The organism is Paenibacillus sp. UNC217MF (genome assembly GCF_000686865.1).
GTDB lineage: Bacteria > Bacillota > Bacilli > Paenibacillales > Paenibacillaceae > Paenibacillus_B > Paenibacillus_B suaedae.
Genome location: NZ_KK366028.1, coordinates 374,653 through 397,324, shown reverse-complemented (window position 1 = coordinate 397,324; position 22,672 = coordinate 374,653). Strand labels below are relative to the sequence as shown.

At 49.0% G+C, this 22,672-nt stretch carries 19 protein-coding genes and 1 other annotated feature; of the genes, 4 read left to right on the top strand and 15 right to left on the bottom strand.

Features of this window, described 5'->3' with window-relative positions; genetic code table 11:
• Window positions 1-8 precede the first annotated feature (8 nt).
• The 5 genes from BP95_RS0123410 to BP95_RS0123390 form a co-directional block, all read right to left on the bottom strand.
• Window positions 9-932, bottom strand: coding sequence for a carbohydrate ABC transporter permease (locus BP95_RS0123410; RefSeq protein ID WP_028533372.1), 924 nt, complete (start codon window positions 930-932; stop codon window positions 9-11).
• Between the two features lie 11 nt (window positions 933-943).
• Window positions 944-1,882 carry an ABC transporter permease gene (locus BP95_RS0123405; RefSeq protein WP_021257224.1) on the bottom strand — a complete coding sequence of 313 codons (939 nt, stop codon included), beginning with the start codon at window positions 1,880-1,882 and terminating at the stop codon, window positions 944-946.
• A 149-nt stretch (window positions 1,883-2,031) separates the two neighbouring features.
• On the bottom strand, window positions 2,032-3,603 hold the full coding sequence (locus BP95_RS0123400) for a response regulator transcription factor (protein ID WP_021257225.1): 1,572 nt from the start codon (window positions 3,601-3,603) through the stop codon (window positions 2,032-2,034).
• Window positions 3,604-3,684: 81 nt separating this feature from the next.
• Window positions 3,685-5,646 carry a sensor histidine kinase gene (locus BP95_RS0123395; RefSeq protein ID WP_021257226.1) on the bottom strand — a complete coding sequence of 654 codons (1,962 nt, stop codon included), beginning with the start codon at window positions 5,644-5,646 and terminating at the stop codon, window positions 3,685-3,687.
• Between the two features lie 323 nt (window positions 5,647-5,969).
• Entirely contained in the window at window positions 5,970-6,368 is a 399-nt protein-coding gene (locus BP95_RS0123390; protein WP_028533371.1) for an OsmC family protein, read from the bottom strand.
• Between the two features lie 336 nt (window positions 6,369-6,704).
• On the opposite strand from BP95_RS0123390, the gene BP95_RS0123385 reads away from it, so the two are divergent.
• The 3 genes from BP95_RS0123385 to BP95_RS0123375 all read left to right on the top strand — a co-directional run bounded on the left by BP95_RS0123385 (window position 6,705) and on the right by BP95_RS0123375 (window position 9,952).
• A complete protein-coding gene (locus tag BP95_RS0123385; RefSeq protein ID WP_028533370.1) occupies window positions 6,705-7,580 on the top strand; it encodes a C40 family peptidase in 876 nt (291 codons plus the stop codon).
• 296 nt (window positions 7,581-7,876) lie between these two features.
• On the top strand, window positions 7,877-8,722 hold the full coding sequence (locus tag BP95_RS0123380) for a sugar phosphate isomerase/epimerase family protein (protein WP_028533369.1): 846 nt from the start codon (window positions 7,877-7,879) through the stop codon (window positions 8,720-8,722).
• Between the two features lie 105 nt (window positions 8,723-8,827).
• A complete protein-coding gene (locus tag BP95_RS0123375; RefSeq protein ID WP_021257230.1) occupies window positions 8,828-9,952 on the top strand; it encodes a Gfo/Idh/MocA family protein in 1,125 nt (374 codons plus the stop codon).
• Window positions 9,953-10,168: 216 nt separating this feature from the next.
• Here the strand turns inward: BP95_RS0123375 and BP95_RS0123370 are convergent, their stop codons facing one another.
• The 5 genes from BP95_RS0123370 to BP95_RS0123350 all read right to left on the bottom strand — a co-directional run bounded on the left by BP95_RS0123370 (window position 10,169) and on the right by BP95_RS0123350 (window position 16,165).
• Entirely contained in the window at window positions 10,169-10,540 is a 372-nt protein-coding gene (locus tag BP95_RS0123370; protein WP_028533368.1) for a hypothetical protein, read from the bottom strand.
• A gap of 228 nt (window positions 10,541-10,768) precedes the next feature.
• Window positions 10,769-11,107, bottom strand: coding sequence for a DsrE family protein (locus BP95_RS0123365; RefSeq protein WP_021257232.1), 339 nt, complete (start codon window positions 11,105-11,107; stop codon window positions 10,769-10,771).
• Between the two features lie 130 nt (window positions 11,108-11,237).
• Window positions 11,238-12,911, bottom strand: a complete 1,674-nt coding sequence (locus tag BP95_RS0123360; RefSeq protein WP_021257233.1) for a glutamine--tRNA ligase/YqeY domain fusion protein — start codon at window positions 12,909-12,911, stop codon at window positions 11,238-11,240.
• 148 nt (window positions 12,912-13,059) lie between these two features.
• Window positions 13,060-14,325, bottom strand: a complete 1,266-nt coding sequence (gene ilvA, locus BP95_RS0123355; protein WP_021257234.1) for a threonine ammonia-lyase IlvA — start codon at window positions 14,323-14,325, stop codon at window positions 13,060-13,062.
• A 91-nt stretch (window positions 14,326-14,416) separates the two neighbouring features.
• Window positions 14,417-14,727 (bottom strand) — a binding site (T-box leader).
• 151 nt (window positions 14,728-14,878) lie between these two features.
• Complete coding sequence (locus BP95_RS0123350) at window positions 14,879-16,165, bottom strand: MFS transporter (protein WP_021257235.1); 1,287 nt, start codon at window positions 16,163-16,165, stop codon at window positions 14,879-14,881.
• A 272-nt stretch (window positions 16,166-16,437) separates the two neighbouring features.
• On the opposite strand from BP95_RS0123350, the gene BP95_RS0123345 reads away from it, so the two are divergent.
• The gene (locus BP95_RS0123345; RefSeq protein ID WP_028533367.1) at window positions 16,438-17,778 is read left to right on the top strand and encodes a Na+/H+ antiporter family protein; all 1,341 of its coding nucleotides are present in this window, start codon (window positions 16,438-16,440) and stop codon (window positions 17,776-17,778) included.
• A 224-nt stretch (window positions 17,779-18,002) separates the two neighbouring features.
• Here the strand turns inward: BP95_RS0123345 and BP95_RS0123340 are convergent, their stop codons facing one another.
• The 5 genes from BP95_RS0123340 to BP95_RS0123320 all read right to left on the bottom strand — a co-directional run bounded on the left by BP95_RS0123340 (window position 18,003) and on the right by BP95_RS0123320 (window position 22,638).
• Entirely contained in the window at window positions 18,003-18,803 is an 801-nt protein-coding gene (locus BP95_RS0123340) for a TatD family hydrolase (RefSeq protein WP_021257237.1), read from the bottom strand.
• A 95-nt stretch (window positions 18,804-18,898) separates the two neighbouring features.
• Entirely contained in the window at window positions 18,899-20,443 is a 1,545-nt protein-coding gene (locus BP95_RS0123335; RefSeq protein ID WP_021257238.1) for an MDR family MFS transporter, read from the bottom strand.
• A gap of 266 nt (window positions 20,444-20,709) precedes the next feature.
• A complete protein-coding gene (locus BP95_RS0123330) occupies window positions 20,710-21,564 on the bottom strand; it encodes an ABC transporter ATP-binding protein (RefSeq protein WP_021257239.1) in 855 nt (284 codons plus the stop codon).
• Window positions 21,565-21,580: 16 nt separating this feature from the next.
• A complete protein-coding gene (locus tag BP95_RS0123325) occupies window positions 21,581-22,348 on the bottom strand; it encodes an ABC transporter permease (RefSeq protein WP_021257240.1) in 768 nt (255 codons plus the stop codon).
• Window positions 22,345-22,638 (bottom strand): thiamine-binding protein, encoded by a 294-nt coding sequence (locus BP95_RS0123320; protein WP_021257241.1) that lies wholly within the window; start codon window positions 22,636-22,638, stop codon window positions 22,345-22,347. The genes BP95_RS0123325 and BP95_RS0123320 overlap by 4 nt, the downstream gene beginning before the upstream one ends.
• Window positions 22,639-22,672: the final 34 nt, after the last annotated feature.

The following is a 22,672-nucleotide window of genomic DNA, read 5'->3' as shown; positions in this document are numbered from 1 at the left end:
GTAAAGAGTTATTCTTTTACCGCACCAATCGTCAAGCCTTGAACGAAGTAGCGTTGGAAGAATGGATACGCACATGCGATTGGCAATGTTGCCAGTACGACAAGCGCCATCCGAGTTGCTTCCTGTGGCAATGTCCGCAGCATTTCGAGCGATTGACCGGAAGAGTTCAACTGTGCGTTCGACAGCAAGAACTGCATACTGTTCTCGATACGCATCAACATGGACTGCAATGGTACGAGCGACGGATTGTCGATATAGAGCAAAGCGTTGAACCAGTCGTTCCAGAAGCCAAGTGTCGCGAACAAGCCGATTGTGGCGATCCCTGGTAATGAGATTGGAAGTACAATCGTAATGAATGCCCGCAATTCACCAGCACCATCAATTTTAGCAGATTCGATAATCGCGTCTGGTACCGTCGTATTATAGAACGTACGCATGATGAGTACGTAGAACGCGTTCATGATGAGCGGCAAGATAAGCGCCCAGATCGAATCCTTTAACCCCAACACTTGCGTAATGACCATGTACGTTGGTACGAGACCACCGTTGAACAGCATCGTAAAGAATGCGATGAAGGAGAAGAATCCCCGGTACTCGAAGTTTTTGCGAGATATCGCATAAGCATACAAGCTGATAACCACCAAGCTAATCAACGTACCAATTAACGTAATAAATATCGTAATACCGTAGGAATTGAGCAACTGATCCCCAGCTTTGAAAATGTACTCATAAGCCGAGAAGCTCCATTTTTCAGGAAACAGTGTGTATCCCTTGCGTGCCAATGATTCTTCATCCGTTAACGAGATGACGATAACGAAAAGGAACGGATAGACACAGAGTAGAGCGAATCCACCAGCAATAATATTGAACAAAAGGTTCGTACCTCTGGACAACTCATGAACGTCGCGATGTTTAGTCTTACGCAAAGTCATTCCCCCCTAGCCTAGAACAACGCATTGTCTTTGTTGAATTTTCGAACGATCCAGTTCGAGGTCATGACAAGAATGAATCCGACTAATGATTGATACAAGCCAGCTGCCGTACTCATTGAAATTTCCCCTGTCGCCTTCAAACCGCGATATACGTAGGTATCGATTACGTTCGTTACCGCATACAATGGACCGGAGTCACGCGGAATTTGATAGAACAAACCGAAGTCTGCATAGAAGATACGTCCCACGGCGAGAAGCGTTAAAATCGTAATGAGCGGTGTAATCGCTGGAAGCGTAATGTGGCGAATTTGCTGCCACTTGTTCGCGCCGTCAATCATCGCTGCTTCATAATACGTCTTGTCGATACCAACAATGGCTGCCAAGTATACGACACTGGAGTAACCGACGCCCTTCCAAATATTCAGGAAGACGAGAATGTAAGGCCAATACGTCGTATCGGAGTACCAGGATACAGGGTCTTTGCCCATCCAAGCCAGGAATTGGTTCATTACCCCTTTATCTACACTCAAGAAGCTGAATGTAAAGTAACCGACGATAACCCAAGACAAGAAGTGAGGCAGGAACATCCCGGTTTGATACAATTTTGCCAACCGTTTATTCACAATTTCGCTCAAGATGATTGCCATTGCTACGGCACATACAAGACCGATAACGATGAAAACTACGTTGTATAGTATCGTGTTTCTTGTGATGACATAAGCATCATTCGTTTTGAAAAGGTATTCAAAATTTTTAAAACCTACCCATTCGCTTTGCTGCAAGCTGGCAAGGAAGCCGTCTCGGCTGAAACGATAGTCCTTGAAAGCGATCACAGTTCCGAACATCGGCAGGTAGGAGAAGAACAAAAACCACAAGGCTCCCGGAAGAACCATTAGCAGAAAGATTCGATTGCGGTTTAAGCTCCGAAAGGCATTTTTGATGAATTGCATCCCATCATCCCCCGTTGCTATGTTGTACTTATAGGGTAACTCAACTGATGCGCTTCCAATAGTCAATAAACTTTAGATTTGGTGTACAAAATAAAGAAAGGGCTTACACAGCGTCACTTCGCCATGGATGCCCTTTCCAATCCTGGTTATTATGCCAATTCATTCGCTGCACTATGGATCTCTCGATACTCTTTTGGAGAAATGCCAACATACTTTTTGAACTGCTTGTAGAAGTAGCTTTTATCCCAGTAACCAACCTTGGCTGCAATATCCGTCATCCGATAATTTGTCCCTGTCAGCATTTCCTTCGCCTTGTTAATCCGTGTCTTATTCAAAAAATCAGAGAACGTCGACTGGACTTCCTTCTGGAACAACTGTCCCAGATAGACCGGGTTAATATTGTACACCTGACTGAGCGTCTTAAGCGACAGTTCTTCCGCATAGCGTTCTTGGATATCATGGAGTACCTGTCTGACGACAGGACTCATGTCCTCCGGTTCACTCATCAATTCAATCACATGTGCCGCCACTTGTAGAACATGATCCTTCAAGGCATCAAGCGTCTGAATATGATACACGTCATCGAACCAATCGCGTTCATCATTCAATTGCAGCACCGCTGACCCCTTCACAGACTGTTTCCATGCGATGAGCAGCTCTACAGCGAAGTTCCGCATATCGCGCGGCGTGACACCGTCCGTATCCGACAAACGCTCGAAATCTGCTTCAAGCTGTTCGCGCAGCCCTTCCTTATTTCGTGCATAGAGCAGCTTCACGTAAGGTTCCGTCTCCGGCTGTACCGAAGAAGGACGCGAGGATCGATAACTCTCAATTTCATCACAATCTATAATACTGTCATCTACTCGAACGAGATGGTATGGCTGCACCTGCTTCGCATGATCGAAGCTGACAGAGGCTTTGGCATACCCCTCCTGCACGCTGCCGACAGTGACTTCCAGCACCGATTGCAGATTCTGCTCCGTCTCTGCCTTCCATTGCACCAGCTTCTCTATCGCTTCCTGCTTGTCCTCACGATTATATAAGCCAAGAACAATCGCCGTTTCTCCGTCCCACTCGCGCACGCAAAATCCACCGAACTTCTCATCCAACAGATGCTTCGCCTGAGAAGCAACTTCATCCTGCTTCATATAGTCCATTTCATTGTCCTTCCGAACCTCAGGACGAACAAGAACGACCATATAATAAGGATGCACGAAATGAATATCCAACAGATCCGCACGCTGCTGCAGCTCCTCCATATGAATGCGGTCACGCAGCCAGCGGAACAGCACGTTGTCGCGCAGGATGTCCCGATTGTGCAGCTCCACCATATGATGCATGCGGGATTGATCCAGCTTCTGAACTGTATTCTCCAGCGTAGAGCGGAATTCATCAATGTTGATTGGCTTCAACAAGTAGTTCTCAACCCCGTGCTTAATGCCTTCCTTCACGTAGACGAATTCATTGTACCCGCTCAAAATAATAAAACGTGTATGCGGATGCGCCTGCTTCACCTTCTCAATCAACTGCAAGCCTGTCATCTTCGGCATCATAATATCAGTCACAACCAAATCGACAGGGTGATCTTTCAGAATGTCCCAGGCGGCCTCTCCATTCTCCGCTTGCCCAACAATACGGAGACCGTAATCATTCCACTCTAATATAGATTGCAATCCTTCAATAATAAACGGCTCATCATCGACTAAGAATACATCGTACATCTATATCCCCCCCAACCCTAGTCACACGAAAGTTTGTCTGCTTTCCATTATGAAGTGGTACTAGAAGTGTTCACCACGCTATTATTGCAGCGGCACCCGAACGGTTGCCGTCGTACCTACATGCAAGGTACTGTCTATCGTCAATCCATATTCATTCCCATACAGAATGCGGAGGCGCTCCTGCACATTCTTCAGACCAAGCGAACCGTGATCCTGGATTTGCGGCTGCTCCAGATCATTCTGAATCTCCTGCAGCCGTTCTGGTTCAATCCCCTTGCCATTATCGCTCACCCGAATGATCAGATCTCCCTGGTGCTGCGTAACCTCAATGCGGATATGATTATCCTTCCGATCCAAGACAATGCCATGTACGAGATAATTCTCGATGAGTGGCTGAACCGACAGCTTCATCGTATTATAGCCGCCAAGCCGCTCATCCATATGAATGGTGAATTGCAGCTTGTCTCGATATCGTATTCGGGTCAGCTCCAAGTATCGGCGGCAGTTCTCAATCTCTTCGTTCACGGTAATGATCGTCTTGTCCTTGACCATATGACGGAACATCGCTGCCAGGCTGTAGATCATTTCCCCGACATCATGAGCGCCCTTGGATACTGCCCGCATCCGGATAACCTCTAACGTGTTATATAGGAAGTGCGGCTTAATTTGCGCCTGCAGCGCTATCAGTTCCGCGTGTTTCTGCTTCAATTCGGACTTATACACCTTATTAATGTACTGCTTCAAATCCTCACACATCTGATTGAAACTACCCGCGATGAGACCGAGCTCATCTTCACGCGTAACGGGCAACCTTGCGTTCAAATTGCCTTCCTGCACTTTCTTCATCGCCATCACAATCGTCTGCGTACGGCGGGATAAATGGAGTACCGATAAATAGGTCACCATCAGAACGGCAAATATACAGATTATCGTCACAATGCCAATCGTATTCTTCAGTCCAGACAAATGATCGGTAATGGCTGCCTCCGGCAATGCGCCTACGACATACAGCCCCAGCTTATTCGTCTGAGAGACCGTTACATAGGAGGACTTCCCATCTACCTGAATCGACTGCGGCTTATTGCGCTCGAGCTTGGACAGTTCCTCAACATCGGCCCATGTCGACGTCCCCTGTGATTGGGAAGACGGATAGATGATCTCACCTTTTTGATCCAGTACAATCCATTGCTCACCTCGAAGGGAATACCCAATCTGACGCCCAATTCCGTTCGCATTGAAATCAATCGTAATGTGTCCTGCTGTCAGCAAAGATTCTGGACTGCTCACTCGATTCGTGAAGCTGATAAGCGGCAGCTTCTCCGACTCTGACTTAATCACATTGGTCTTTGTAGGAATAGAAGCCTGAGCCTGCTTCTCTAATCGCTTGGATCCATCTTGGTCAAGCATATCGACCAAGCGATCCGAGTGGCGCAGTAACGGTATATCTTGTATATCGGCTGAAGTTTCTTCCTTTTTACTCTGATTCGTATATGAAGAGACGCGTTCACCATAGCGATTCATCTTCCACTGCGTATTCATCTGCGGATCTTGGCTCCAGTCATAGAGCCCGCCCTTCACTCCATCACTTGTATACATATAAGCGAACTGCTTCGTAGGGCTGATGAGATTAATATTTTGCAAATCGGGATCCTTCCAGAACTGGAGCATGAAGAATTCCTGCATCTTGCGCACATAGAACATGTTGCTCGAGCTGTAGGCATCCAAGCGATAGCGGATATATTGTTCATATCCCTCATTCAGCAAGTAGACGGTATCCTGGATGAGCAGATTATCCTGATACACCTGCTGGACGATCGCCTGGGCTAGATCATTCTTCTGATCAATGTATCGGTTAATGGTATCTACCGTGCGCTGCTGCTCCATGAGTGCGTTGCTGACATCCTTGCGCGCAAAGAACTCATAGGCAAACACAGATACCGTCACTAAGGAAGCAACTGCAATGAGTGAATATATCGCAATTAATTTATTGAATAATTTCTTCTTAAAGTGCTTCTGATACATCTGGTGAAACGGTTTCAACAAGGCCTATACCTCCATCCCTTGCCGGCACACGAGCACGGTAGCGGTTCGGTACCGCTTTCTTTTTCCTATACTTCACATTCACAGCGAAGGATAATCACCCTATTCAGCTGCGTGTCTTCAAGCTTTATAATATCATAATCAATATATTGAACATAACTCAAAGTGTGAATCTATTGTTGCATGAGATGGATCTTCGCCCTACCTCTATGATTACATATATACGACACAAACGATATCTTTTAGAATTATTAATATATTCCAATTGAGGGTGTATGAAGAAACCCAGCATCCTATAGAGGGTGCTGGGTTTTATTGCGGCTCATTCATTCGTTCGCAAGCCGATCAGCAAAATACATTTCAATCTCTTTGTTCACCAGTCTTAGCAGTGTACAAGTCGTCCGCACTGCACTGAATACTTCGTCGCGTTCTTCTTTCTGAAGTCCAGCTGCTGTTATGTGAAATGTAACGTACAGGAGCTTGCCCTGATCACTCACTTCATCCACCGCATCGACTTGAAGGGACTGTAAATCCCATGCTTTCTCCGTTGCATAACTGCGAATCGATTCCGCAACCGCGAATGCTAAGCTCATCATCCATAGGTCGAAGGGCCTATTTAATGAAGCAGATCCAGACGAATCTGCCTGTTGCCTGATCATGATTTGATTATTGCCGCAACTACCGATCCATTCATGTGGTTTCATTTCCTTTACATGGACTTGCAAGACTGTCACCTCTCCTCTGCTCTATTTCACTATTACAGCGTTCTCCGCGCCAGGCCTGAGTTTGCTGCACCTGTTTTCAGTCGAATTTCGAATAAATTGCAACAGAAATAACATCTACTTACATTTCCATTATTATTTCTTTCATAATTCGTATTCAGTTCAAATTCCCCAAATCCCTTGCAGTATAAGGGTTAACACTTTGGTTACAGTTTAGTTACAGTTTTGTCATTTTTAATACTTCCAGACTATTGCCAGCTTTTTTAAAATTATGTTAGTCTGGTTTTGTCGATTTTTTAGTAATCAATTTACATTTTTAACAGCTGAGGAGGAGATGTAGTGAAAACCGCCATACGGACTGCTCTTGCAGCAAGCGCAGTCATCGGATGCTTGCTGTTTGCAGATAGCACACTAGGTACGAAGGCTTTTGCTGCCGACGCGCCTAAGCAAGCCACGATCCACGTCAACGGTAATGCCTTACAATTTACCGATATTATTCCCATTATTGATGAAAATCAAAATATGTATGTCCCAGTCCGCGCCTTCGCGGAGCAAATGGGTTACTCCCTGTCTTGGTCCGCTGTCAACTCCAGTGTGAACAACATTGAATTCTCGAATGGTACGACGACTGTCCGTTTCCGTACAGACAGCGCTTCTGCCGATGTGAATGGCGAGACGATTGACATGGGTGGCAAGCCTTGGACATACAGAGATAATACATATATTCCGTTTCGTTTTTTGATGAACGCTTTTGATTTGGATTTTGAGTGGACACCCGATTATTTGAAGAGTATTCCTCGCGTTGATCGCGTTCCGCAAAAGAAGTCTGTCACGACCGCTTCTGTACAAAGCGCAGCTTCTCGCATCATCAACACCGGACGCAGTTACCTCGGCGTACCGTATGTATGGGGCGGATCAACACCTAGCGGCTTCGACTGCTCGGGATATATTCAATATATATTCCGTAAGAACGGCGTATCGCTGCCAAGGACATCCCGAGAGATGTATAATGTCGGATATCGCGTAAGCAATCCAATACCTGGCGATCTCGTATTCTTCGCGAACAATGGCAGCACAATCTCTCACGTTGGTGTCTATATCGGCAATAACCAATACTTGAATGCTTCTTCAGGCAGTGCATACCAAGTCGTAGTGACCAGCATGTCATCTTCATGGTCCAAGCGCACGTATGTCGGTGCCAAGCGCGTTCTATAGTCATCCTACGAGACATTCTTCAGCCCGCAGCTTTTGCGGGCTTTTTATTTTCCCGCTGCCAATCTCAATATGTGCAATCGTCCGTATTCTGAAGATACAGTGCGTTCAAGTATTCATTTAATATGAAAACGGTGTCATTATGGCGAATTTAGCACATTGTCCACGCTTACACAATCTGCTACTCTCGAATCAAACTCACTTCCCATACCATCTCACAGATGAAATACCGAGTTTCAAGTTCATTATTCCCAAGATACGAAAGCAAGCTCATCACCTTTCGCATAAGGAGGAACAGCATGAAACTATCTATTGGCGGATTTTCGTTCAATAATTTGCGAGTTGAGGGCAAGATGGATATTTTCGCTTATATTGCAACTGTCCATAAACGGTACCAATTGCAGTCCATTGATTTCTGGAACGCCTTTTTTGCAGATACGACACGCCCGCTATGGCAGGTTGTGGATGATGATATGCTGCAGCGAATTCGTGACGCACTTATGGAGCGTGAGATGGCTCTCGTGAATATTGCGGTTGATCGAGCCCACATCTGGGATCCCGATCCAGAAATACGCGAGGCACTGCATCAGAATGCACTTGCCCATCTGCGCGCAGCCGAAATCATGGGGGCACAGTCTGTACGTATTGATGCTGTTCACCATGGAGATGATGTGCTCAGCGATGAGGCATTTGAATACATCACGATGCGATACCGTGAGTACGCACAGCGCGCTGCTGAGGGAGGGTACTGGGTTGGGCCTGAGAATCATACCGGCTGTGCGCTGCAACCTGACACGCTGGTTCGCATATCTGAAGCAGTAAATCACCCGAACTACGGAATTCTACTTCATCTTGGGCGATGGAAGCCTACGGGAGATTCCTTCTCACTTCGCATGACGTCATCGGACACATTAGACGCTTATGCCGCGGAAGGCGACCTGCAGGCTGCGCCATGGGTACGACATACCCATGTTGATTATCGCTTGATTGAATCACCGCAGGCCAAGGAACGATTGGCATCATTGAAGAAAGCTGGTTATGACGGGTATTGGGCAATTGAGTACAATGCGCCACATGAACAGCTAACTGCTATGGAAGAGGCTATCGGGAAGCTGAAGGGTCATCTGGCTTCATTGCCCGCCTAACAGGGAGAGCTCCGTGTAATTCCTGTTACGCTGCGCCCCCGCAACAGCGCTCCCGCATGCAGATGCAGCCTAGCTGCTTAGAACAGAGTACCAAGGGGGAGAACGATGGAATCAAAACGTATTGCCATCATTGGCGTCGGACAAATCGGCAAGCATCATCTGGATGAATACGCCCGCGTCAGCGGTGCAGAAATCGTTGCTGTGTGCGATGTGAATGAAGCAGAAGCTCGGAAAGTAGCCGAGCAGTATCAAGTCCCGCATGTGTATACGGACTTCCGCGAGCTGCTGAAGCGTGATGATATCGAGGCTGTTGATGTATGCCTGCACAACAACTTCCATGCGCCAATCACCATAGCAGCATTGGAGGCAGGCAAGCATGTATATTGCGAGAAGCCGATTGCCGGTTCTTATTATGACGGTGCAGCCATGCTTGAAGCTGCCAAGGCAACCGGACGCATGCTGCATATCCAGCTGGCTACCTTATATAACGCAGAGACGAAGGCCGCAAAGACGCTAATTGAGGATGGGCAGCTAGGCAAGCTGTACCACGCTCGTTCAACGGGCTTCCGCCGCCGTGGACGCCCTTATGTTGACGGCTATGGCACTCCGTCCTTCACACAGAAATCCATCGCTTCTGGAGGCGCCCTATACGATATGGGCGTATACCATATCTCTCAGCTGCTTTACTTGCTTGGTATGCCTCAGGTAACGCGGATTAGCGGACAGACCTATCAAGAGATGGAGATGCTCCAGGAACGCCGGGAAACTAGCAAATTCGACGTTGAAGAGCTCGGCCTCGGTCTCGTAAAATTCGAGGGAGGCTTAACGCTCGATATCATCGAAGCGTGGGCAATCTACTTGGATGGCTTCGAAGGAAGCAGCATAGTGGGCTCCAAGGGCGGACTTCGCATGCCATACCAAACGAGCCAAGGACAGCATCCGTTCAGCTTCCATCATACTGTGTCAGATATGGATCTCAACGCAACAGTGGACGTCCAAGCGATGAATCGTCGCAGACACCTTCTTAATCCGAATGAATGGGCTTATGATTCTTCCCAAGGTCATTGGGTTGCAGCGCTGAACGGGATCGTCCCCCTGCTTCCTACCGCAGAGCTGGCACTGAATACGATGCTGATCAGCCAAGGCATCTATATGTCCAGTGCGCTAGGACGCGAAGTCACTGCCGATGAGATTATCGCTGAATCGGTATCTACCGCAGTTCGTCTATAGGAATAGGGATCGGATAATCGATTGCATAAATGGCAGAAAGGCAGGATCGGTAGTGAACTGCACCCCAATTGTTAGACACCATCTAGCGATTGGAGGTGCAGTTCATAGCGCTGTTCCTGCCTTTCCTGTTCATTCCGTATACATGATGAAGATGCTACTTCATCCCTCTCAGGACTCCGACATCATCTCACGCATCATCTTTCACGTACAAGCAGCTTATGATTTCACATTACTCCATACATTAAGGGCAAATACCAAAGCCGCCAGCACTGAAATCACTCCGCCCCCGATCAACAAGGCCGTCGCAGCCGCTACCTCATTAACCGCTAATGCTAATCCAACAAGAAAAATTGGAAGTCCGATGTTGTGCAGCCAGAAATGCACGTTGCCAAGCGAACTATCCCCCGCCTTCGGGAACTTCACGTATACAAGTCCGCTGATGGCGAGCGATACCCATCCCAGCAAGCCGATATGCGCGTGAAGCGACTCATATTGAAATTGCTTCGTTGCGCCTGCAATCAGCCCTGCAAGTACGCCGATAACGAAATAAAAAGCAGCCACCTTAATAAATCGCGCTCCTACAGCCATCCTCATCCCCATCCTTTACGTAATCTCGTGATTATACGTATGAATGAAGAAAATCTATTATTCCACACCTCTTGATATGTTCATTCTGCCTGTCTTTACATCTGGTTCCATTACTAGATAGAATCCTTGCCCCTTACATAAAAAGCAAAGACCGGACTCTCCGCAGAGAATCCGGTCTTGTGGGCAGCTCCATCATTGAGCTGTTGCTATGCAACTTGAGCCTAACGGCTATCCAATAGTCAGCACTTCATGACTGGCTGCTAGTTCGACGAACGTACCCATGCCAGAGATTTGTCCTGCTGCCAGCTTGTCTGCAATTCCATAATGATCAGCACATGTCTTGCAAGCAAGCACTGGCACACCGAGCTTCTCCAGCTCAGCAAGCTGCAAGGATGCGAGCGATTGAGAAGTCAGCGCAAGCACTCCGCGATTCATGCAGAACACTGCGGCTGGAAGCTGTTCCTGCTGCTTCACAAGTGTCAGGAATGTCTCCAGAATCGTTGCTCCAAGGCCATTCTCAGCAGCACCAATTGTATCTGATGTTAGTAATACGACTTTGCCTTTCATCGAAAGACCTCCTTCATCTTCACGCCTGCTAGATGCACTGTTTCACTATCGATCATACCGCACAGCAGCAGGTGTCTATCGCGTCAAGATGCGGCGCTATAGGGGACACAAGGTCACCCCCCGTTATTTCTTACTGCTTCGGTAATGCGAACGAGCTCTTCAAGGATACCGTCAAGTTGAACACAGGCTTGCCTGGTTCTGAGCTTTTCGGATCCACATTGAAGTATCCGTGACGGAAGAATTGGAACTTGTCATGCGGCTCCACATCCTTCATATTCGGCTCGATGAAGCCTTGCTCCACCACGAGGGAGTTCGGGTTAATGCGCTCCAAGAAGGACGCGGACTCGTCCTCTTCCTCTTGCTCATCAAGAATGAGCGGCTCGTACAATCGGAACTCAGCCGGAACTGCATGTGTAGCATCCACCCAGTGAAGGGTCCCTTTCACTTTGCGGCCGGTAAACCCGCTTCCGCTCTTCGTCTCAGGGTCGTACGTACAATGGATCTCTACTACATTGCCGTTCTCATCCTTCACGAAGTCGTTGCATTTGATGAAGTAAGCATGCTTCAAGCGCACTTCATTGCCTGGGAACAGGCGGAAGTACTTGTTCGGCGGATTCTCCATGAAGTCATCTTGCTCGATGTAAATCTCGCGAGAGAATGGGATCTGACGAACGCCCATTTCCGGGTTCTCCGGATTTACTTCCGCATCCAGCCATTCTACTTGTCCTTCCGGATAGTTCGTAATGATGACCTTAAGCGGCTTCAATACGCCCATTGTCCGTGGCGCCTTCAGCTTCAAGTCTTCCCGCAGGAAGTGCTCCAAATATTTAAAGTCAATAACACCGCTCGACTTCGTTACCCCGATCTCGCGACAGAACGTACGGATCGACTCTGGTGTAAATCCACGGCGGCGAAGACCGGAAACAGTCGGCATGCGCGGATCGTCCCAACCGTCTACAACATTCTCGTCTACGAGCAGCTTCAGCTTGCGCTTACTCATCACGGTATTCGTCAAGTTCAAGCGCCCGAATTCATACTGATGCGGCGTCTTCTCCATCTCGCTTTGCTCGACGACCCAGTCATACAACGGACGTTGATCCTCGAACTCAACCGTACAGATCGAGTGCGTTACACCTTCAATTGCATCCTCAAGCGGATGTGCGAATGCATACATCGGGTAGATGCACCATGCATCGCCTGTATTGTGATGAGTAGCGTGCGCGATACGGTAAATAACCGGGTCACGCAAGTTAATGTTCGGTGACGACATGTCGATCTTGGCACGAAGCACCTTCTCGCCGTTGCCGAATTCGCCACCCCGCATACGAGCGAACAGATCAAGATTCTCTTCTACCGAACGCTCCCGGTACGGGCTGTTCTGTCCAGGCTCTGTGAGCGTACCGCGTGTCTCGCGAATTTGATCCGCAGACAGATCGTCTACGTACGCAAGCCCCTTCTTAATCAGCAATACTGCACGATTGTACATCTCTTCGAAGTAGTCAGACGCGAAAAAGAGTCCGTCCCACTTAAAGCCGAGCCACTCCACATCTTTTTTAATGGACTCGACGTATTCAGTATCTTCCTTCAGCGGATTCGTATCATCGAAGCGCAGATGCGCACGGCCTTTGAACTCACGCGCCAGCTCAAAGTTCAAGCATATCGACTTCGCGTGTCCGATATGCAAGTAGCCGTTCGGCTCAGGCGGAAAGCGTGTAACGATATCGTTTACGCGGCCTTCCTTCAAGTCATCAACAATGATGTTGCGTATAAAGTTGGAGCTATGATTTGGATTCGGATTGTCCACCAGTCATCAACCTTTCTTTGCCCTAACACACTTTGTTAATAAATATACCCGTATCGTCCAGCGAGTTCAACACCGATTGTCCACTCCTCGCGTACTGCGAGTGCAAACTTGAACCCTTGAACACTTCTATCATCCAAGTACTATCCGATTACACCAGAAGATCGAACAGCGTCTTGTCTTTGTTCACCTCAATGTATTGGATGCCCCTCTTGTTCATCCGCTCAATGAGCGGCTCATAATCTTCCTTATACTTCAGCTCAATGCCGACAAGCGCAGACCCATTGTCCTTGTTATGCTTCTTATTATACTCGAAGCGCGTAATATCATCGTTCGGACCGAGCACATCCTGCAAGAACTCACGGAGGGCTCCTGCCCGCTGCGGGAAGTTCACCGTGAAGTAGTATTTCAGGCCTTCATAAATGAGAGAACGCTCTTTAATTTCCTGCATGCGATCAATATCGTTGTTGCCCCCGCTAATAACACATACGATATTTTTACCGCGAATCTGTTCCCGATACAGATCCAAGGCTGCAATCGGCAGGGAACCCGCGGGTTCAACTACAATCGCATTCTCGTTATACAACTGAAGAATTGTCGTACAGGCCTTGCCTTCCGGTACCTGAATCACATCATCCAGCAGATTCGAGCAAATTTCATAAGGCAGTTGTCCAACCCGCTTGACCGCAGCGCCATCGACGAACTTATCGATCGTATCCAGCGTAAGCACTTCCTTGCGTTCCAATGCCGCAGTCATCGACGCTGCTCCCTCTGGCTCCACACCGATGATGCGAGTTGTTGGACTAACGGTCTTCACATAGGTGCTTACCCCCGCCGCCAAGCCGCCACCGCCAATCGTTACGAACACATAGTCTGCCGCGCCTTCCAGCGACTCCATAATCTCCATGCCTACCGTTCCGTTGCCCGCCACGATATAAGGATCATCGAACGGATGGATGAACGTACTGCCCTTCTCGTCACAGATGTTCATAGCTGCCTCGTACGCATCGTCATACGTATCCCCAGTCAGCACGACATTGACATATGATCCACCGAAACGCTTCACCTGCGTTACCTTCTGGCTTGGCGTCGTGCTCGGCATTACGATCGTGCCTTGAATTTGCAGTGCTTGGCAGGAATAGGCGACTCCCTGCGCATGGTTGCCTGCGCTTGCACAGACGATACCGCGCTCAAGCTCCTCCTCCGTCAGGTGGCGAATCATGTTATAGGCGCCGCGAATCTTGAATGAGCGGACAATCTGCAAATCCTCACGCTTCAAGTACACGTTGCAGTCATACTTAGCGGACAATATGGGGTCACGCTGAAGCGGTGTCCGAACGATGACTTCTTTGAGCACGTGATGTGCACGAACGATATGTTCCATAGTAACTGCAGGTGCTGCTTGGGTCGTTTCCATTGTCGGTTCCTCGCTTTCGATCGAATATACGTATTTTGTACACAGTGATAATGAAAGTACAACCTCTACAAATAGAAAAAACTCATCCCTAAGAAGGGACGAGTTTGAGCTCGTGGTACCACCCTTGTTCTGCAGCTGTACATCGCTCCCTCTCCGGAAATCGACCTGTTCTGCTGCAGCGCTTGGCCGCGTATTCATCGCGAATCCGGGTAACGGTGGAACTGCCGTCCTTGCTTACTCAAACGTCTGTGCCCTGCAACCCCAAAGAATAGGAGGCGCACAGTTCGCATTCAGCAGGGAATCTCGGAGAGGATATTCGGCCATGTCAGCCATCGACTCGCACCACCCGTCGACTCTCTTCAGACTGCTTCATAGCGTACTCGTTCTCGTCATCAATTGTTGACCTGTCTTGCAACTATTATCCCTATATTATGAACACGCGGCGTACCCAATGTCAATGGGCCGCCGCAGTTGTTCCGATATTCTATTCGAGCAGGATTCGTGTAAGTCTGTTACGGACAAATAGAATCAGCATCTCTCGTATTGAAAAGCATTAGCCTTCCGTACCTGTAGTCCGCTGAAGCGAATCATTCGGTGATGGCTTGCGCGTAAGCAAGATTGGAAGCATCACGAGAATACCCAATATGAAGAGCACGGTTGCTACCTCATATATAAATACAATAGAAGTAAGCTGCTTAATACCTCCTGATAATGACATCGTCAGTACCATGGCACCCGTGAACATCGGGCTAAGAATACCATTAACGCGACCGATGAAATCACCTTCAGTATTTTGCAAAATCATCGTGTTGATCCCGATTTGAATGCAAGGCAAGAACAATCCACTGATGAACTGAGCAACCAGCGTCAGCCACAATTGCGTAGAGAGGCCTGCCATCAGCATGCCTCCGCTGCTCATCAGCATCCCTACAGCCAGCATGTGCTGCGGAAGCAGCTTCTTCGAAATGCCCATGGCTAGCGCACCGCCAATAAGCATTGCACCCCCGTTAACCATCACCAAGTAACTAAGATTCTCCTTCGGCAATCCAAGCCGTTCAGTTACAAGGAAGGCACCCATCGGTTGAATCAATCCAATTGCCAATCCAGCAAAAGCAAAACAACCGCCAAGCGGCTTCAATAGGCGACTCTTCATGACATAGCGGAAGCCTGCCGCCAGTTCCTGCGCCACATTCGTTTGCTTATGCTTCTCTTTGTCCTCTGCATGATCAGCAGGAAGGAACAGAAGTGCTACTGCTGACAGAATGAACGCAATCCCTGTAATCACAAGCGACACTTGTATCCCATAATGTTGGAAAATGGTCGTGCCGATTGCTGGACCTAGAACCATGAACAAGGCTACCATCGTCTGGAATATCGACATGCCGGCCTGCAGCATCTCCTCTGGTACGTGCTGCTTGAACAGCTTCATGGATGAAGGCTGCGAGAATTGAGACAAAATAGCTGAAATAAAGGTCGTGAAGAAAACGGCATGCCAATCTCCTAAGACGATCGTCCACATCACGGCGAACACAGACAAAGCACTTAGGAAGTCACACCATATCATGGTCCGCTTTGGACGCCACCGGTCTGCGAATGTTCCTCCGATAAAGGAAAAAATAAAGATAGGCGCAAACTCAGCTACGGATACCATTGAAACGGCGAACGGATCTCCATTCGTCATTTCCATGACAAACAAAAGGACAGCAAAGTTCCGTACCCATACCCCAATTTGCATAAATAGACCCGCAACCATAATCGCTTGGACAAAGCGATTGCGGAACAAACTAAAGACGGACTTGTTCTCGCCCGACTGTACATTCCCAGATTGTGCATGAGTCATAGACAACTCTCCCTCCACATATAACAAATAGCAGTTCATTTATCTCTAATTTGACATGAACTTTATTAGTGTATAGCAATCAGGCAAAGATCACATCAGTTCGAAGACGGATATTATTAGTAATTTTTGTAAAGAACACATCGTACGTTAAAAATACAAAGAGGTTGAGCGTTACAGGAAATGATTGTACGTTGCTATGGTAAAGTGGTAATGTTTTAATTAGGTATTATAGTGACGCAAACGTAAAGTTGAAATAAAGGTGGCATCAGACGATGAATGCAGTACTACTATCATTGGCAATATTATTCGGATTAAGTATGCTTCGCGTACATGTTGTACTTGCGATGCTGACAGCTACTGTTGTAGGCGGGCTAGCAGGAGGCCTTAGCATATCTCGCGTACTCGATGTCTTCGGAGAAGGACTGAAAGACAATGCCGGAATTGCTCTAAGCTACGCACTGCTGGGGGCATTCGCCACTGGCTTGACGGAAACAGGATTGCCGGACAAGCTGGTGCGCGGCGCGGTAAGCTTAGTACAGGGAAAGGATAGCACGAAGGCTCCTCGTGCCGCTGCACGGTATCTCGTGTTGGCCGCCATTGCACTCATTGCTTGCATGTCGCAAAATGCTGTTCCCGTGCATATCGCCTTCATTCCCGTGCTCATTCCACCGCTGCTCGTGCTGTTCAATTCACTGCACATCGATCGGAGAGCCGTTGCATGCGCGCTTACATTCGGTCTTATTACACCATACATGCTTCTGCCTGTTGGATTCGGGGCAATCTTCCACGACACTGTAGCAGGCAATATAACCAAGAATGGCCTTGCAGTCGATGCATCACTGCTCCCACGAGCCATGCTGATTCCGGCTGTTGGTATGGTGATCGGATTTATTGTCTCACTTGCAATCTCTTATCGCAAGCCGCGTCAATACACAACAATAGAAGGGACAACGCAGCCTGGATCTTCTCCCATCCCAGGTCAAGACGGAGTAACAAACAAGTGGGCAGCTTGGTCAGGACTCGCTGCTATCGCGGCAATGCTGACGGTACAGCTCAGCACGGGATCTATGATCTATGGGGCGGCCGCCGGATTGGCAATCCTCATCCTATCACGTGTCATTCCATGGAGCAGAGCAGATCGTGTCCTCACAGACGGCATGCGGTCGATGGCCTATATTGGTTTCGTCATGATGTCAGCCTCTGGATTCGGCGCTGTACTGCGGGATACGGGACATATTGAGACACTTGTGCGGGCTTCTGTGGAGGCAGTTGGCGACAACCGAGCAATAGCTGCGCTGTTAATGCTTGCGATCGGCCTGCTTGTTACACTTGGCATCGGTTCCTCGTTCTCCACCATTCCGATTATCGCCACTGTATTCGTGCCGCTGTGCATCGGACTAGGATTCAGCCCGCTAGCCACTGTTGCCCTTATCGGAACAGCAGGTGCACTGGGTGATGCTGGTTCACCTGCCTCGGACAGTACACTTGGTCCTACGGCCGGCTTGAACGCAGATGGGCAGCACGATCATATCTGGGATACCTGCGTGCCAACTTTCCTCCATTACAATGTGCCGCTTCTTATCGCGGGCTTCATTGCTGCAATGGTGTTGTAATGGATTGAAAAGCATCTTGCAGCGAGCAGCGCATGGTACCACCACCTCGTAAAAGCAAGGGATTGTCTGTGCTTCGTCGGAGCAGTGACTCGTATGGACAATCCCCTGCTATGTACCGTAAATACGCCATCTCATATTCAGCGAATATCCTATCTACAATCATCTAACCTTATTGACACAGCCAAGCTGCATGCTTGCTGCATCAACATGTGTTCCTTCTACCTTTATACCCCGTAACAGCGCCGCGCATTCGCACGCAGCAGCTTCGAAGCTTCCAATATGTCCATACCTTGCAGTGCAGCCCACTCGATGGCAACATCGCGCGCCATCATGGGCATCGTATGTCGGCCTGTATACAACCCTTCGAATGGCCACGGCCCATCCGTTTCCGTCATCACCTGCTCCACTGGATACTGTCTGGCCAACGCCCGGATCTCATCCTCATAATGGATGTCTGGCGTAAATGAGATGAAATAACCGTTGTCAGCCATGCGGGATATCGTCTTCCCATCTCCCTTGAACCAGTGAAAATGCGCGCGACGCACACTATATCGCTCAAGTAAATCAACGACAATCGGAGCGTCATCGTACACGGCGTGAAGCACAATTGGCAAATCCCATGCAGCAGCCCGCTCTACAAACAATTCAAGCAGCTCTATATAGGGCAAGCGGTCAAATGAGTCGCCGCGCTTCTGCGACTCCTCCCGCATATAATACGGCAAACCAACCTCACCAATGGCAATCATGCTCTCCTTATGCAGCTCAAGCCAGGCCAGCAGCCCTTCCTGCTCGTCAGCACTTGGAAGAGCTTGCTCAGGATGGAATCCGTATGCAGGGAGTACCTTGCCGGGATAACGATTTGCCCATTGCTCGGTGTGGTAGCAAGAGGCAAGATTCATAGACACCGCAATCACATAATCCAAGTATGGATGGTTTAGTGACGCTTCCAGTTCTGCGAGTTCTGCTTGCTTATATCCATCAATATGTATATGTGCATCCACAACATGCACTTCATATTCGTTCATTGTGTTCAACCCCCATCTCAAAAAACGCCGCAGGCGTCACGTCTTAGACGAGTATCCTGCGGCGATTCACTTCAAAGGCTACGGCCTTGCTTTCTTTACATTTCTCCGGCTCTCAATTCACTTGCCTCATTCGAATTTCCGCCACGACCCTGACCTTGATCCCCTCGAATCATCCGAGCATTCCCCATAAGCGCAATACATACAAGCGCACATGCTACTGGGATGAGGGCCCATTGGAAGGTGCTAGCAATCGAGTCCGCGAGAGCCGTTGTCAGACCCCGGGCCACTTCAGGCGGAAGATCGCCCATCTGTCCGCTCATTAGTGTCTCGGGTTTAAGCTCCATCGCTGGACCGCCCGCAGGCATTACCTCCTGTAAACGCCCTTGGAACATATGCGACTGGATCGTACCGAACAAGGTGATACCAATCGTCATCCCAAGCGAGCGTGAGAAGGAAGCGGTCGAGTTCGCTGCGCCACGCTGATGAAACTCCATGCCGTGCATAGAGGACATGCTGAGCAAGGAGAAGGAGAAGCCAACACCAAGTCCCGTTAAGACCATATATAACGTCAACAACGTACGCGGTGTATCTGTCGAAATCGTACTGAGCGCGAACATACCGCCGATGAAGAAAATACCGGATACGATCATCAAACTGCGGTAGCTGCGCTTCGCAACCATAATACCGGCAATCGAACTCGTCACAACGGAACCGATCATCATCGGTGTCAAGACGAGACCACTATCTGTTGCCGAGCCTCCATATACCCATTGGACAAACAGCGGGATATATACGGTAGCAATCACGAACGACACCCCGTAGAAGAAGCCGACACCCTGGCTTGCCGCAAACAAGCGGCGCTTGAACAGATTGAACGAAATAATCGGTTCCTGCACCCGTGTCTCAATGATCAAGAAGGCGATCAAGAACACAAGGAATATCGCAAATAGACTTATAATAACTGTTGAATCCCAAGCGTACTCTTTGCCTCCAAGCTCAAGCGCGAACATAAAGCTGACGATTGCAACGACGAGCGTAATGGCTCCGCCCCAGTCAATGCGCTGCTTCTTGTTCGTAGTCTTCTCCTTATAGAACTGCATAATGAACCATAGGGAGATAAGGCCAAGCGGCAAGTTGATGTAGAATACCCACTCCCAACCGATATACTGGGTAATGTATGCGCCAAGCAGAGGGCCCGCCACACTCGATACTCCGAACACCGCACCAAATAACCCCGTCATCTTGCCCCGCTTCTCAGGCGGGAACACATCGAAAATAATCGTAAACGCGATCGGCATGACGGCACCGCCGCCAATCCCTTGAATCGCGCGGTAAATTGCAAGCTGAATCATGCTGTCCGCTGTTCCGCACAGCGCACTGCCGACCAAGAAGACGAGCAAACCAAACACATAGAACCGCTTGCGGCCATACATGTCGGACAGCTTTCCGAAAATCGGCATCCCTGCCATTGTCGCTACCATGTAGGCTGACGTCACCCACACGTACAAATTGAAGCCGCCCATCTCGCCTACAATCGTTGGCATCGCCGTTGCAACAATCGTATTGTCCATGGCTGCCATCAGGATACCAAGCAGCAGGCCGGCAACGACCATCCGCAGATTGCTTTCTTTCGTAATCATTTGAATTCATTCCTCCTCAGGACACACCGTCATCTCTATACAGCAATGCACAGAGTTGCGGCTATCCATGTCTAACGAGATTTAATTATAATCTTTGCCTCTAACTTTTTCCACCAGAAAATGAACAGCGGGTCATTCCAGGCAGCGGGCAGGATACATATATAAGATTTGAAATGGATAGACAATAAGGGATTAGAAAGGGCTGCATCTCATCTCTATATTCTCCCCAAAAAAAGCTGCCTCTTATTAAGAGACAGCTTCACGCTTCAACGTATAGGAGATGAAGATTGTATACTACGCAGCAGATCGGACAGTTCGCGCTTCATGCGGACGAACTCGGCCTCAGAAGCCAGCGCTTCCGTTCGCGGCCGCGCGAACGGAACAGTAACTCGCTCTAACACTTGCGCGGGGCGGTTGGATAGTACATATATCGTATCTGACAGCAGCAGCGCTTCCTCAATGCTGTGGGTAATGAACAGCACCGAGCGGCGATTGCGTTCCCACAGGTCAATGAGCCAGCGCTGCATATCACTGCGTGTTAGCGCGTCAAGTGCACTGAACGGCTCATCAAGCAGCATCAGCTCATGGGGGCTCATCATTGCGCGTAGGAAGGCGACACGCTGCTGCATGCCACCGGACAGCTCATGCGGATACGAGCGTTCATAACCCGTCAATCCAACATTGCTTAGCCAGCGGCGCGCTTCCTCCCGCGCCTCCTTCTTCGGCTTGCCTGCAATTTCTGGAGCGAGGATAACATTGTCCTCCACCGTTCTCCATGGGAACAACGCGGGCTGCTGCGGCATATAGCTGATATGGCCTGTCTGACCAACCACGTTCTGCCCATGGACGAGAATATCCCCTTCTGATGGACGAAGCAGACCGCCAATGAGATGGAACAGTGTGCTCTTCCCCGATCCGGATGGGCCAATAATTGAGACGAACTCTCCTGCTTGCACCGTAATGGATACTTGATCGAGCACATGAAGCCGTCCCGCTCGACCGTCAAATGACATGCTGACATCACGCAGCTCAAGAGCGGCCTGCTTCTGTACTGCCTCATGCTGATGCACATGATCAGCATCTCGCTGGGCAACTGGCTGTTGTTCGTTTGTTGTGATCATCTTTAACGCTCCCCCTTCACCCCTGTTTATTGTCACGGCGCCAATGAATGAGCAGCCGTTCCAATGCACATACGAGGCCGAACATGGCCAAGCTCAATAGAATGACAACTGCGATTGCCACGAACATGCGATCCGTGCGATAGGCTGCTTTTTGCAGTACCATGTAGTAGCCGATCCCTTTGTCCGTCCCGAGCCACTCGGAAATAATCGCACTCATCACGCTATACGTCCCTGCTATTTTCAAGCCTGAGAAGACAGATGGAAGTGCATGGGGCAGCTCCAGCTTCCAGAACAGCTGCGACCGGCTTGCGCCTGCCATACGCATATAATTCATCATCGTGCGGTCTGTCTGGGCAAGACCATCCAGGGTAGCCACGCATACGGGGAAGAAGCATACCAGCGTAATGGTGACAATCTTCGGCATGAGACCGAAGCCGAACCAGATCATAAGCAGCGGAAGCAGCGCAATCGTCGGGATATTCTGACTGACTATGACAAGCGGATAGATCGCCCGCTTCAGCCACGGCATCGGATGAAGCGCACAAGCCAGCAGCAAGCCAACAGCCGTGCCTACACAGAAGCCAATGAGCGTCAACTGAACAGAAGCCCATGTGTGCATAAGCAGACCGCCCCCATTGCTTACAGCCTCTTGTGCAATATCGAGCGGACTGGGCAGCATCCATTTCTCAATGCCTGACAACATTACTCCTGCCTGCCATATGGCGAGGAATATAATAAATGCAATGATCGGGGGGCCGATCTTCGCGATTCGACGTCCACTCATGGCCGGTACTTCACTGTCAATTCATCCATCGTAATGCCAGATGGCTTATACACAATCTTCACTTGCGACAACACATTGCTGCTTCCCATCTCAATCATGGCCTTGTTCATATCCTCAATAATACGGAAGAGTTCGCTAAGTTCGCCTTCCATCGTTGTCTCCAGTGGATTTACCTGATATTTCACACCCGATGCTTGAATGACTTCGATTGCACGATCTACATAGGGAATTACGTCTTCCCCATTTTTCGTCTTCGGAACGATCTGAATGCTTACTAAACTGTTCGCCATCTTGCTTCTCCTCCTCTTTCTCAATCCTCATGTA